11 protein-coding genes are annotated in these 13,181 nt (G+C 64.8%); 8 read left to right on the forward strand and 3 right to left on the reverse strand.

Annotated elements, in window-relative coordinates; all coding sequences use genetic code 11:
* The first annotated feature begins 2 nt into the window (after positions 1-2).
* Positions 3-932: a tyrosine recombinase XerC gene (locus tag KVX96_RS12990; RefSeq protein ID WP_261194931.1), complete on the forward strand. Its 930-nt coding sequence runs from the start codon at positions 3-5 to the stop codon at positions 930-932.
* Positions 933-984: 52 nt separating this feature from the next.
* On the forward strand, positions 985-1,683 hold the full coding sequence (locus tag KVX96_RS12995; protein WP_261194932.1) for a CDP-alcohol phosphatidyltransferase family protein: 699 nt from the start codon (positions 985-987) through the stop codon (positions 1,681-1,683).
* 134 nt (positions 1,684-1,817) lie between these two features.
* On the opposite strand, the gene KVX96_RS13000 is transcribed toward KVX96_RS12995, so the two are convergent.
* Entirely contained in the window at positions 1,818-2,267 is a 450-nt protein-coding gene (locus tag KVX96_RS13000) for a methylated-DNA--[protein]-cysteine S-methyltransferase (RefSeq protein ID WP_261195455.1), read from the reverse strand.
* Positions 2,268-2,396: 129 nt separating this feature from the next.
* Here KVX96_RS13000 and KVX96_RS13005 point away from each other — a divergent pair, with 129 nt between their 5' ends.
* Positions 2,397-2,729: a GYD domain-containing protein gene (locus tag KVX96_RS13005; RefSeq protein ID WP_261194933.1), complete on the forward strand. Its 333-nt coding sequence runs from the start codon at positions 2,397-2,399 to the stop codon at positions 2,727-2,729.
* A 66-nt stretch (positions 2,730-2,795) separates the two neighbouring features.
* Here KVX96_RS13005 and ileS read toward each other — a convergent pair whose 3' ends face one another.
* On the reverse strand, positions 2,796-5,693 hold the full coding sequence (ileS, locus tag KVX96_RS13010) for an isoleucine--tRNA ligase (protein ID WP_261194934.1): 2,898 nt from the start codon (positions 5,691-5,693) through the stop codon (positions 2,796-2,798).
* A gap of 367 nt (positions 5,694-6,060) precedes the next feature.
* Positions 6,061-7,350, reverse strand: a complete 1,290-nt coding sequence (gene guaD, locus KVX96_RS13015; protein ID WP_261194935.1) for a guanine deaminase — start codon at positions 7,348-7,350, stop codon at positions 6,061-6,063.
* A 157-nt stretch (positions 7,351-7,507) separates the two neighbouring features.
* Between guaD and mgtE the strand changes: the two genes are divergently transcribed.
* From mgtE to KVX96_RS13040, 5 genes are all read left to right on the forward strand, one after another.
* Entirely contained in the window at positions 7,508-8,887 is a 1,380-nt protein-coding gene (mgtE, locus tag KVX96_RS13020; RefSeq protein WP_261194936.1) for a magnesium transporter, read from the forward strand.
* On the forward strand, positions 8,884-9,450 hold the full coding sequence (locus tag KVX96_RS13025; protein ID WP_261194937.1) for a 5-formyltetrahydrofolate cyclo-ligase: 567 nt from the start codon (positions 8,884-8,886) through the stop codon (positions 9,448-9,450). Before mgtE ends, KVX96_RS13025 begins: the two co-directional genes overlap by 4 nt.
* Before the next feature lie 70 nt (positions 9,451-9,520).
* Entirely contained in the window at positions 9,521-10,336 is an 816-nt protein-coding gene (locus KVX96_RS13030) for a YmdB family metallophosphoesterase (protein ID WP_261194938.1), read from the forward strand.
* 217 nt (positions 10,337-10,553) lie between these two features.
* Positions 10,554-12,332: an SLC13 family permease gene (locus KVX96_RS13035; RefSeq protein WP_261194939.1), complete on the forward strand. Its 1,779-nt coding sequence runs from the start codon at positions 10,554-10,556 to the stop codon at positions 12,330-12,332.
* Positions 12,333-12,415: 83 nt separating this feature from the next.
* Positions 12,416-13,156, forward strand: coding sequence for a YebC/PmpR family DNA-binding transcriptional regulator (locus KVX96_RS13040; protein WP_261194940.1), 741 nt, complete (start codon positions 12,416-12,418; stop codon positions 13,154-13,156).
* Positions 13,157-13,181 lie beyond the last annotated feature (25 nt).

Raw genomic sequence — 13,181 nt, forward strand, 5'->3', positions numbered from 1 at the left:
CGGTGCTTTCGCCCGCCACAACGGACGCGCTGGAAAACTTCCTCGATGCCCAGCGGGCGCTGAAAGCCTCTGCCGAGAACACGATAACCGCCTATCAGGCGGATCTTCTTGGGTTTCTGGCCTTTCTCGCCACTCACCACGGCGGCACCTTCGGGATGCGTCAGCTCAAGGCGGTCTCGCTTTCGGACATGCGGGCATGGCTTGCGCATGAGCGCAGCCGGGGCGCGTCGGCCCGCAGCCGCGCCCGCGCGCTTTCGGCTGTGAAGAGCTTCTACCGCTGGCTGGCGCGGCAGGAGGGCGACTTCGACCCCACGGCCGTGCTTTCGGTGCGCAGCCCGAAATACACCCGCAAGATCCCCCGCCCTCTTGCCGAAACCGCCGCCCGCGCGATGATCGACACGGTGGAACTGCAGGCCTCCGAGGCCTGGGTCGCCGCGCGGGACGTGGCGGCTGTGACGCTGATGTATGCCTGCGGCTTGCGGATCTCTGAAGCGCTTTCGCTTACAGGGGCCGATGCGCCGCTGCCCGATGTGCTGCGCATTCGCGGCAAGGGCAGCAAGGAGCGCATCGTGCCGGTGCTGCCCGCCGCGCGGGAGGCCGTGGCGGCCTATACGGCGATCTGCCCTCACCCGCTCGAAGCCGATGCGCCCCTGTTTCGTGGCGTGCGCGGCGGGGCGCTGAACCCACGCGCGCTGCAGAAGGTGATGGAGCAGGCCCGCCTGCAGCTTGGCCTTCCGGCCACCGCCACCCCCCATGCGCTGCGCCACTCCTTCGCCACCCACCTGCTCAATGCCGGGGGCGATCTGCGCGCCATACAGGAGCTTCTGGGCCATGCGTCGCTCTCCACGACGCAGGCCTATACGGCGGTGGAAACGGCCCGGCTTCTGGAGGTTTACGACAAGGCCCACCCCAAGGCGGCGGGCCGGGCGTGAGCTTTCACTCAGAGCCGTTGCAATCGCCGCCTGATTGCGCCATGACGATCCGATGACACCAGAACTCCGCGCGCTTTTCGTCCATCTCTTCACCGCTTCGGGTGCCGTCTTTGCCATCCTCGCCATGCTGGCGGCGGCAGACGGCAAATGGAGCCTGATGTTCCTCTGGCTCGTGGTGGCGCTGGTGGTGGACGGGATCGACGGCCCCTTGGCGCGGAAGTTCCACGTCAAGAAATACGCGCCGCAGATCGATGGCGTCTTGCTGGACCTGATCATCGACTACCTGACCTACGTGTTCATCCCGGCCTTCGCCCTGTTCACATCCGGCCTGCTGCCGGGCTGGACAGGCTGGATCGCGATCATCGTCATCACCTTCGCTTCGGCCATCTATTTCGCCGATACGCGCATGAAAACGCAGGACAATTCCTTCTCAGGCTTCCCCGGCTGCTGGAACATGCTGGTGCTTGTCATGTTCGCGCTGAAACCGGGCTTCTGGATCATCCTCGCGCTCGTCGTGGCGCTGGCTGTCGCGATGTTCCTGCCGCTCAAGTTCATCCACCCGGTGCGCACCGAGCGCTGGCGGGTGATCTCGCTGCCCATGGCCATTGCCTGGGCCTTCTTCGCGGGCTGGGCGGCCTGGGTCGATTTCGACCCGCAAAGTTGGGCGCATTGGGGGCTCGTGGTGACGAGCGTCTATCTGCTCTTTGCCGGGATCGCGCAGCAGATTGTGCCGCAGAAGACCACCGCCTGAGCTTTATCCAGAGGGCAGCCCCCGACCGCCGGGTGGGGGTGAAGCCCCCGCGTCGTGACGCAGGCACGCCTTAGGCGTGGGGGGGGGTCGGGGGCTGCCCGGCGTGCCGCCGGGCGGCGCATCCGAAATGCCACTTAGATCAGCAGCGCCCCCTCAAGCCGCAGCAGAGCCGCTTTCGTCTCCACGCCCCCTGCGCCTGAAAACCCGGTAAGCCCCCCTGCCCCGACCACCCGATGGCAGGGGATCAGAATGGGGATCGGGTTGCCGCCACAGGCCCCACCAACCGCCTGCGCCGGGTGGCCCAGCGCCTTGGCCAGATCGCCATAGGTGCGTGTCTGTCCGTAGGGAATTGCCCGCATCTGCGCGCAAACCGCCTGCTGAAAAGCGCTGCCTTCCACACGCAGCGGCAGATCGAAATCCGTCAGATCACCGGCAAAATAGGCCGCAAGCTGCGCCGCCGCCTCGGCGAGCAAAGGCGACGTGCTTTCCGCCGCGTCCCCATGCCAGGAAAGCGCGATGATCGCGCCGCCTTTCTCAGTCAGGGTCAGAGGGCCTAGGGGGCTGTGAAAGGAGGCCTGAAGCATGGCCCCATTGTCCACGCCGGCGCCCCTCCCGCAATCCGCTTCTTGCCCGAAATTAGGAAAATTGCCGAATCCGTGGTAGGATGGCACCCTTCATCAGAAATGCGTTTTGTCAAAATGGGGGGCACTGCCATGCCAACTTTCATTACCTATGCATCCTATTCCACCGAAGGCGCCCGGGGGCTCATGCAGAAGCCGGAAGACCGCCGGCCCGTGATCCAATCCATGCTCGACACGGTCGGCGGCAAGGTGATCGCGCTCTACATGGTGACCGGCAGCAACGACATCGTGCTGATCTCCGAAGCGCCCGATGGCGACGATGTCGCCGCGGTGGCGATGGCCGTGGCGGCGTCGGGTACGCTGTCGAAAGTGGAAACGGTGCGCGCCTGGGCCAGCGAGGATTTTGCCGGGATCGCGGCAAAGGCCGCAAAAATCGCCGGAAGCTACAAGGCGCCCGGAAAATAAGGCTTCAATGCAAAAAGGGCCGCCCGTAGGCAGCCCTTTTCTCAAGTCTTGTTGAACTCCGGCCTGTCAGCTCAGTGCGCTGTCGCAACGGCCGCAGACACCGGCATGGCTGTGCGTGCCGACATCGGGCAGGATCTTCCAGCAGCGCTGGCATTTCGCACCTTCGGCCTTCTCAAACACCACGCCCACATCCGCCACTTCCGGCAGGCGGAAGGCCTCTGGCGGCAGCGGATCGCCGGAAAGCGTGAGCTCCGACGTGATACAGACGTCGGCGAAATCGACTGTTTTCAGCAGCTTCAGCACATCGGCATCGCGCACATGCACCACCGGGGCTGCCTCGAGCGAGGCCCCGATCACCTTGTTCGTGCGCTGCACCTCCAGCGCCGCCGTCACCACCCGGCGCACCCGGCGCAGGGCGGCCCATTTCGCCGCCAGCGGCTCGTCGCGCCAATCGGCGGGCGTGTCGGGGAAATCCTGCAGGTGGACAGAGCTCGCATCACCCAGGAACTGATCGAGCCAGACCTCTTCCATCGTGAAGGGCAGGATCGGCGCAAGCCATGTGGTGAGCCGCGCATGCAGCAGCGACAGCACCGTGCGCGCGGCGCGGCGGCGCGGCGTGTCGCCGTCGCAATAGAGCGCGTCCTTGCGGATGTCGAAGTAGAAGGCCGAAAGGTCCACCGTGGCGAAGTTGAAGATCGCCTGGAAGACGCCCTGGAAATCATACTCCGCGTAGCCCTTGCGCACCTGATGGTCCAGTTCGGCCAAGCGGTGCAGCACCCAGCGCTCCAGCTCCGGCATATCGGCCGGCGCGGTGCGGTCGGCCTCGGTGAAATCATTCAGCGAGCCGAGCATGAAGCGCATGGTGTTGCGCAGGCGGCGGTAGCTGTCGGCTACGCCTTTCAGGATCTCCGGCCCGATGCGCTGATCCGCCGTGTAATCCGTCTGCGCCACCCAAAGCCGCAGGATGTCGGCTCCATATTGCTTGATCACTTCCGCCGGCACGATGGTGTTGCCGAGCGATTTGGACATCTTGTTGCCCTTCTCGTCCAGCGTGAAACCGTGCGTCACCACGTTGCGGTAGGGCGCGCGGCCCAGCGTGCCGCAGGCCTGCAGCAGGGAGGAGTGGAACCAGCCGCGGTGCTGGTCGGTGCCTTCCATGTAAACGTCGGCGATGCCGTCGGCGGTGCCATCGGCGCGGTCGCGCAGCACAAAGGCATGGGTGGAGCCGGAATCAAACCAGACGTCGAGCACGTCGAATATCTGCTCCCATTCGTCCGGATTGTAGCCCGCACCGAGGAAACGCTCCTTCGCGCCTTCCGCATACCAGGCATCCGCGCCCTCGGCCTCGAAAGCGGCAGAGATGCGCGCGTTCACCGCAGGGTCGCGCAGCAGGAAGCCTTCATCGGTGGGCAGCGCGCCTTTCTTCACGAAACAGGTCAGCGGCACGCCCCAGGCGCGCTGACGCGAGAGCACCCAATCCGGGCGTGCCTCGATCATGGAGTAGAGCCGGTTGCGGCCCGATTGCGGCCACCATTTCACCAGCTGATCGATCGAGTTCAGCGCGCGGGTGCGGATGGTCTTGCCCATCTCGTCCTGCCCGTCGCCCACTTCGCGGTCGACGCTGGCAAACCACTGTGGCGTGTTGCGGAAGATCACCGGCGCCTTGGAGCGCCAGGAATGCGGGTAGCTGTGCTTCACCCGGCCGCGCGCGATGATGCCGTAAGCCTCCACGAGCTTGGCGATCACGGCGGTGTTGGCCTTGCCTTCCTTGCCCTTGCGATCAAAGACCTGCAGCCCGGCAAAGAACGGCACATGGGGCAGGAACTCGCTTTCTTCGCCCACGTTGTGGGTCATGCGATCCAGCCAGTTGCGCTTCAGGAAGCACTCGTAGTCGTCCGCACCATGGGAGGGCGCGGTGTGCACGAAGCCGGTGCCCGCGTCATCGGTGACGTGATCGCCATCGATCATCGGCACGTCGTAATCCCAGAAGCCATCCGCGCCTTCGATCCCGGCGAAGGGGTGTTCGCAGATCAGCCCGTCAAGCTCGCTGCCCGCCACGTCGCGCACGCGCACGAAGGCCGTGGCGCGCGATTTCTTCAGCGTCTCTTCGGCCAGCGTATCGGCCAGCACGTAAAGATCGCCAGGCGAAGTCCAGCTTTCGTCCTCGGTTTCATCGACGCGGTACAGGCCATAGGCGATCTTGTCGTTATAGGCCACGGCGCGGTTGGAGGGGATCGTCCAGGGCGTCGTCGTCCAGATCACCACGCGGGCGTTCTTCAAATCGCCGGTGGCGTTGCGGAAGGAGAAGGGCACCCAGATCGTGTGGCTCTGGTGCTCGTGATACTCGATCTCGGCCTCCGCCAGCGCGGTCTTCTCGACCGGCGACCACATGACGGGTTTGGAGCCCTGATAGAGCGTGCCGTTCATGAGGAACTTCATGAACTCTTCGGCGATCACGGCTTCGGCGTGGAAATCCATCGTCAGATAGGGGTCGGCCCAGTTGCCGGTGATGCCGATGCGCTTGAACTCCTCACGCTGGATGTCGACCCAGCCTTCCGCGAACTTGCGGCACTCCTGCCGGAAGGCGACGACATCCACGTCGTCCTTGTTCTTGCCCTTGGCGCGGTACTGCTCCTCGATCTTCCACTCGATCGGCAACCCGTGGCAATCCCAGCCCGGCACGTAGCGCGCATCAAACCCCATCATCTGATGGGAGCGCACGATCATGTCCTTGATCGTCTTGTTCAGCGCATGGCCGATGTGCAGATGGCCGTTGGCGTAGGGAGGGCCGTCGTGCAACGTGAAGGGCTTACGGCCCTCTTTCTCGCGCAGACGGTCATAGACGCCGATCTCTTCCCAGCGCGCCAGCCACTCTGGCTCGCGCTTGGGCAGGCCCGCGCGCATGGGAAATTCGGTCTCGGGAAGGTTCAGAGTATCTTTGTAATCGGGGGTATCGGCACACATGTCCGGATCATCCTGTCAGGAGGGGAAGCGTTCATCTCGAAAATCGGCGCGGCCAGCCCATACGCCTTTGCCCGGCGGCCCTGCTGTTCAGAGCGCCGGGGTGATAATTCGAATAATGATCGCAATACGGCTCATCTCGGGATCGGCTTATAGGCCCATGCCTCAGGCAGGTAAAGCGCGGGTTTCGTTGCACTTGGGGGCTCTGCCCCCGCCGCGCCTTGCGGCGCGACTCCCCCGAGATATTTGAAGAACAAAGTGGGGCGCCATCATCTTGGCTGAAATATCCCGGGGTGCGGGGCAGAGCCCCGCTTAGGCCTGTGTACGGGCAGGGGCCCGATTGAATCGGTGTGCAGGGTGTAAGCCCCGCTTAAACCTTTTTGCCAGCGACGTAGCTCGCTCGGATGGCGCGGTCATCGCCCATCATGATGGTGGGAAAAAGGGCTTCCCAGAAATCTTCCGCGCGCGTGCTGCGCTGGGAGATGGCCGGGGTGGAGGCAAGATCAACGACGATGATGTCGGCCTCATGGCCTGCGGCAAGATTGCCGATGTGGTTATCGATCCGCAGCGCGCGGGCGGAGCCTTGCGTGGCAAGCCACCAGAGCTGCGCCGCATGCAGCGGCGCGCCGTTGAGCTGGCCGATCTCATAGGCTGCCGCCATGGTGCGCAGCATCGAAAAGGAAGAGCCGCCGCCGGTATCGGTGGCGAGGCCGATCCGGTGGCCCCCTTCCGTGAGACCCTTCATGTCGAAGATCCCGGATCCGATGAAAGTGTTGGAGGTCGGGCAATGGATCAGGGCGGCATCCATCTCTTTGAGCCGCGCCTTTTCGCGCGGAGTGAGGTGGATCGCGTGGCCGTAAAGCCCGCCTTCGCGCAGCAGGCCGAAGTGCTCGTAGGTGTCGAGGTAATCCCGCCGCTCGGGAAACAGACCGCGCACCCAGTCGATCTCGTCGGTCTGCTCGCTCAGGTGGGTCTGCATCAGCAGATCCGGCCGCTCACCCCAGAGCGCGCCCAGCGCCTGAAGCTGTTCGGGCGTCGAGGTGGGCGAGAAGCGCGGCGTGATCGCGTAGGATAGCCGCCCTTGCCCGTGCCACTTTTCCGCCAGCGCCTTTGACTGATCATAGGCGCTTTGCGGCGTGTCGGTCAGGAAATCGGGCGCGTTGCGGTCCATGCAGGTCTTGCCGGCCACCACGCGCAGGTTGCGCTGCAGGGCCTCAGTGAAGAAGGCCTCCACGCTTTCGGGGTGTACCGTGGTGAAGGAGCAGCAGGAGGTGGTGCCATGGGCCAACATCAGGTCGAAGTAGCGCGCGGCGATTTCGGCAGCATAGGTGGGATCGCCAAAGCGGCCCTCTTCGGGAAAGGTATAGGTGTTGAGCCAGTCGATCAGCCGCTTGCCCCAACTCGCGATCATGCCCGTTTGCGGGTAGTGCACATGGGCATCCACGAAGCCCGCGCTCAGCAGGTGATCGCCGTGATCCACCACTTCAGCCTGCGGATATCCCGCGCGCAGATCATCGCCTGAGCCCACGGCCGTGATCCTGCCGCCCTCGATCAGCACTCCGCCCCGACGCTCATGGCGCACGGCCTCTGCCAGCGGCGCATGGAAAGGGTCTGCGGTGAACTGCAGCGTCTGGCCAAGCAGGAGCGTTTGAGCGGTCATGGTGCCTCCGGTGTCTGGCCCATTTCTATGCCGCGCGCGGGGGCGGGTAAATCTCCCTTTGCCCCCTGTTTCTTTGAAAGAGTTTTGTCTAAACGATGGGGCAGCAAGGGTTTTGCCGCAGATTCCCCCCTGTTCCAGAGCTTCACGGAGGGCCGCCATGATCGCTGAACCGCGTCAGGATGAGACCGAGGAAGAGGATGACATCGTTCTGAACGAGCGTTTTCTTGCGCAGGTGCACGAGGCCGTGGTCGCAGGCGATGCGCCTGCGCTGCATGCGCTGCTGGACGATCTTCACGCCGCCGATATCGCCGACCTGATCGAGCAGGTGGGCAGCGGCGAGCGCGCCGAGCTGCTGGAGCTGATGGGCGGGCTTGATGGCGATGTGCTCTCCGAGCTCGACGAAGGCCTGCGCGAGGAGGTGATCGCCCAGCTGGAGCCGGAAGAGCTGGCCGAAGCGGTGCGCGATCTGGAATCCGACGATGTGGTCGACCTGATCGAGGATCTGGAAAGCGATCAGGCGGCGGCGGTGCTGGGCGCGCTCGACAGCGCCGATCGCGCCGTGGTGGAGCAGTCGCTCTCTTACCCGGAAGAATCCGCCGGCCGCCTGATGCAGCGCGAAGTGGTGATGGCGCCCGAGTTCTGGTCGGTGGGCGATGCCATTGATTTCATGCGGGAAGCCGAGGAGCTGCCAGAACAATTCTACCACGTCATCGTGGTGGACCCGCGCCTGCGCCCGGTGGGCTACGTGACGCTCGGCTCGATCTTGGCCGCGCCGCGCGCCACGCCGCTGAACGCGCTCTATGAGGACAGTTTCCGCACCGTGGAGGCCACCCGTCCCGAGGAGGACGTGGCCTATCTCTTCAACCAGTATCACCTGATCTCCATGCCCGTGGTGGACTCCGACGACAGGCTCGTGGGCGTGATCACCATCGACGACGCGATGACCGTGCTCGATGAGGAGCACGAGGAGGACATGATGCTCATGGCCGGTGTCGGCGAGAGCAGCCTGTCTGACACCATCCTAGAGACCGCGCAGCAGCGCTTTGGCTGGCTTTTCGTGAACCTGCTCACCGCCATTCTGGCCTCGGCCGTGATCGCGCTTTTTGCCGATGTGGTGGATCAGATCGTGGCGCTGGCCATCGCCATGCCCATTGTCGCTTCCATGGGCGGCAACGCGGGCACGCAATCGCTCACCGTGGCCGTGCGCGCCATGGCGACGCGGGATCTGACCGGGGCCAATGCCTACCGCGTGGTGGTGCGCGAAACCGCCGTGGGCTTCCTGAACGGGCTTATCTACGGGGTGATCCTTGGCACCGTGGGCTGGCTCTGGTTCGACAACGCCATGCTGGGGCTCGTGCTGGCAGTGGCCATGTGGCTGAACCTGATCGTGGCGGGCCTTGCGGGCATCGCCATTCCGCTGGGGCTTGAGAAAGCGGGGATCGATCCGGCGCTGGCCTCCGGCACGCTGGTGACAACGGTGACAGATGTTGTCGGCTTCTTCTGTTTCCTCTCGCTCGCAAGCTGGTTGCTGTTGTGAGCGCCGATACCCTGACAGAGGCGAAGGCCGCCGCGCGCAAGGCGGCTTTCGCCCGCCGTAAGGCTGCCCATGGCGAGGGCCACGACGCGGCTGCGCAAGGCTTTCTTGCCCAAGCGCTTGCACCGCATGCGGGCAAGGTACTCGCGGGCTATATGCCGATCCGCACCGAGGTCAGCCCGCTGCCGGTGATGGAGGCGCATACGGCAACCGCGCCTGTGGGCGTGCCGGTTATTCTGGGTGCGGGCCAGCCGCTTTCTTTCCGGCAATGGCAGCCCGGCTGCGCGATGGAAGAAGGTGCCTTCGGCGCGCTGATCCCGGCAGACAGCCCTGAGATCACGCCGGAAGTGCTCATCGTGCCGCTTGTGGCCTTTGACCGCCACGGCGGGCGGCTCGGCTATGGCGGCGGCTTCTACGATCGCACGCTTCAAGGCCTGCGCGCACGCGGGCCGGTGGTGGCGATCGGCTATGCCTACGCCGCGCAAGAGGCCGAGGCCCTGCCGCTGGAACCCACCGATCAACCGCTTGATGCCATCGTCACAGACGCAGGCATCCTGCGCTTCTGACGCGTCGTTCCACGCCCCAAACACCGGTTTCCGGCTTGCATGGCGTTCACGCTGCCCCTAAGGCAGGCGCATGAAAATGTTGTTTCTCGGAGATGTGGTGGGCCGTGGTGGCCGCGCCGCAGTGATTGACCGCCTGCCCGGCTTGCGCGAGGCATGGAAGCTGGATTTCGTCGTCGTAAATGGCGAAAACGCCACCTCGGGCAACGGGCTCTCCCCAGCCCACGCGCAGGAGATCCTCGCCGCCGGGGCCGATTGCATCACGTTGGGCGATCACGCCTTCGATCAGCGCGACATGCTCACTTACATCGAGAAAGAGCCGCGCATCATCCGCCCGATCAACTTCGCCAAGGGTGCTCCGGGCAAGGGTTTCCGCGTGTTCAACGCGCCGGGCGGCCGCAAGGTGCTGGTGGCGCAGGTCCTTGGGCAGGTCTTCATGAAGCGCCCCTTCGACGATCCTTTCTCCGCCATTGAACATGTCACCAAGGCACACCCTTTGGGCGGGCTCGTGCAGGCGAGCCTCGTGGACATCCACTGCGAGGCCACCAGCGAGAAGATGGGCATGGGCCATTGGTTGGACGGCAAAGTCAGCGTAGCGGTAGGCACCCACACCCATGTCCCCACGGGCGATGCCCAGATCCTGCCCGGCGGCACCGCCTTTCAGGCCGATGCGGGCATGTGCGGCGATTACAACTCGGTGATCGGCATGGAAAAGGCTGAACCCCTGCGCCGCTTCATCACCGGCATGGGCAAGGGCCGCTTCACCCCCGCCACCGGCGAGGCGACGATCAGTGGGCTCTACGTGGAAACCGATGACCGCACGGGCAAGGCCACTGCGGTGAAGATGGTCCGCGTCGGCGGGCGACTCGAGGCGTCGGGGCCGGCTTGAGCGCGGCCCTTCGGGCTGTTCCGGGCGCGGCTGAGCCCGGTGGGGCATGGCCCGGCTGGCCACTGTGCGCCAATGGCGAGCCCTCGCCCAATCCGCCTGTTTTTCAAGCAGAAACGCGCATTTATGCGGGGAAACCCGCGCATCGCCACAAGGAAACGCTTGCCCGAAGCGGTGCCGTAGGCGAAAAAGGGCAGCCTGTTTTTTAGAACTGAACCGAATGACGTTCCTCGATTTTCCCCCTTTCATCGAAGCCATGCTGAGCCTCGCGGTGGTTGCCGTGATGTTCGTGATGTTCCTCACCGAACGCTACCCGGCGGAGGTCGTGGCCATCGGCGGCGTTTCGGCCCTCTTGGTGCTGGGCATCCTGCCCTATGCCGGGGCCATCGCGGTGCTTTCCAACCCCGCCCCCTGGACGATTGCCTGCATGTTCATCGTGATGGGCGCGCTGGTGCGCACCGGGGCGCTGGACTGGTTCACCCAGATGGCCGAGCGCAACGCCGCCTCGCGCCCCAAGCTCGCCGTGGCCGCCCTCATGGGCTTCGTGATCCTCGCCTCGGCCTTCGTGTCCAACACGCCGGTTGTCGTGGTCATGATCCCCGTCTTCGTGCAACTGGCCAACCGGCTCGGCCAATCGGCCTCCAAATTCCTGATCCCGCTCTCCTACGCGGCGATCATGGGCGGCACGCTGACGCTGATCGGCACCTCGACGAACCTGCTGGTGGACGGCGTGGCGCGCGCGCAAGGCATGGAGCCCTTCTCGATCTTCGAGGTCACGCCCATCGGCCTCGTGGTGGTCTGCTATGGCATGCTCTACCTCTACCTGCTCGGCCCAAAACTGCTGCCGGACCGCTCCTCCATGGCGAACCTGCTGTCGGGCCGCGCCAAGATGAAATTCTTCACAGAGGTCGCCATCCCTGACGGCTCGTCCTTGATTGGCCAGAAAGTCACCGAGGTGGATCTGTTCCGCCGCGACGGCGTGCGGCTTGTGGACGTGCTGCGCGGCGATGCCTCGCTGCGACGGGATCTCACGTCGGTGGAACTGGAAACCGGCGACCGCGTGGTGCTGCGCACGGAGATGAGCGAGCTACTGGGCCTGCAGCAGAACAAGGATCTGCGATCCGTGGACAAGCTCTCCTCGGTGCAGACGACAACCGTGGAAGTGCTGATCTCGCCCGGTGCGCGAATGATCGGGCGCTCGCTTGGCTCCCTGCGCCTGCGCCGCCGCTACGGCGTCTACCCGCTCGCCGTGCACCGCCGGAACCAGAACATCGGCCGCCAGCTCGACGATCTCGTGGTGCGCGTGGGCGACACGCTGCTGCTGGAAGGCGCCCCGGAGGACATCCAGCGCTTGGCGTCCGACATGGGGCTGGTGGACATCTCCAAACCCTCCGACCGCGCCTACCGCCGCAGCCATGCGCCGATTGCCATCGCCAGCCTTGTGGGCATCGTGGCGCTGGCCGGGCTTGGCGTCGCGCCGATCCTCGCGCTTTCGGTGATCGCCGTGGCCGTGGTGCTGCTCACCCGCTGCATCGATGCGGAAGAGGCCTTCTCCTTCATCGACGGCCGCCTGCTGGCGCTGATCTTCTCGATGCTCGCCGTGGGCGCGGCGCTGGAAGCCTCCGGCGCGGTGAGCCTCGTGGTGGAATCCATCGCCCCGGCGCTGGGGCAACTGCCGCCCTTCCTGATCGTCTGGGCGATCTACCTGCTGACCTCGATCCTGACGGAGCTTGTCTCCAACAACGCGGTGGCCGTGGTGGTGACGCCGATTGCCATCGGGCTGGCCACGGCGCTGGGGTTTGACCCGCGCCCGCTGGTGATCGCGGTCATGGTCGCGGCCTCGGCCAGCTTCGCCACGCCGATCGGTTACCAGACCAACATGATGGTCTACGGCCCCGGCGGCTACAAATTTGCCGACTTCCTGAAGGTGGGCATCCCGCTCAACCTGACGATGGGCATGCTCGTCTCGGCGGTGATCCCGCTGATCTGGCCGCTGTAAACAGCCCCGCGCGCCCCTCTTGAACCTCTTCGGCCCTCTGACATATAGAGGGCCGACGCGAAACCCACCGCTTGGAGATACCCATGGCAGGCCATTCCAAATGGGCCAACATCCAGCACCGTAAAGGGCGCCAGGATGCGGCCCGCTCGAAACTCTTTTCGAAGCTGGCAAAAGAAATCACCGTTGCCGCGAAGATGGGTGACCCCGACCCCGACAAGAACCCCCGCCTGCGCCTTGCGGTGAAAGAGGCGAAATCCCAATCCGTCCCGAAAGACGTGATCGAACGCGCGATCAAGAAGTCCATGGGCGGGGATGCGGAAAACTACGACGAGATCCGCTACGAAGGCTATGGCCCCAACGGTGTGGCGGTGATCGTGGAAGCGATGACCGACAACCGCAACCGCACCGCTTCGAACGTTCGCTCGACCTTTTCAAAAAACGGCGGCAACCTTGGCGAAACCGGCTCCGTGGGCTTCATGTTCGACCGCAAGGGCGCGGTGAGCTACCCGGCCAGCGTGGGCGATGCGGACACCGTGATGATGGCGGCCATCGAGGCCGGCGCGGACGACGTGGAAAGCAGCGAGGATGGCCACATCATCTACTGCGCGGACACAGACCTGAACGAGGTGTCCACCGCGCTTGAGGCCGAGCTGGGCGAATCCGACTCCACCAAGCTGATCTGGATGCCCTCCACCACGACGGAACTGGACGCCGACGGCCTGCGCGCCCTGATGAAGCTGGTGGATGCGTTGGAAGACGATGATGACGTGCAGAACGTCACCACCAATTTCGAAGCCTCTGACGAGGTCATGGCGCAGCTTTAAGCGCCTGCGCCTTTGGCACATCCGG

The organism is Pseudoruegeria sp. SHC-113 (genome assembly GCF_025376885.1).
Taxonomy (GTDB): domain Bacteria; phylum Pseudomonadota; class Alphaproteobacteria; order Rhodobacterales; family Rhodobacteraceae; genus Pseudoruegeria.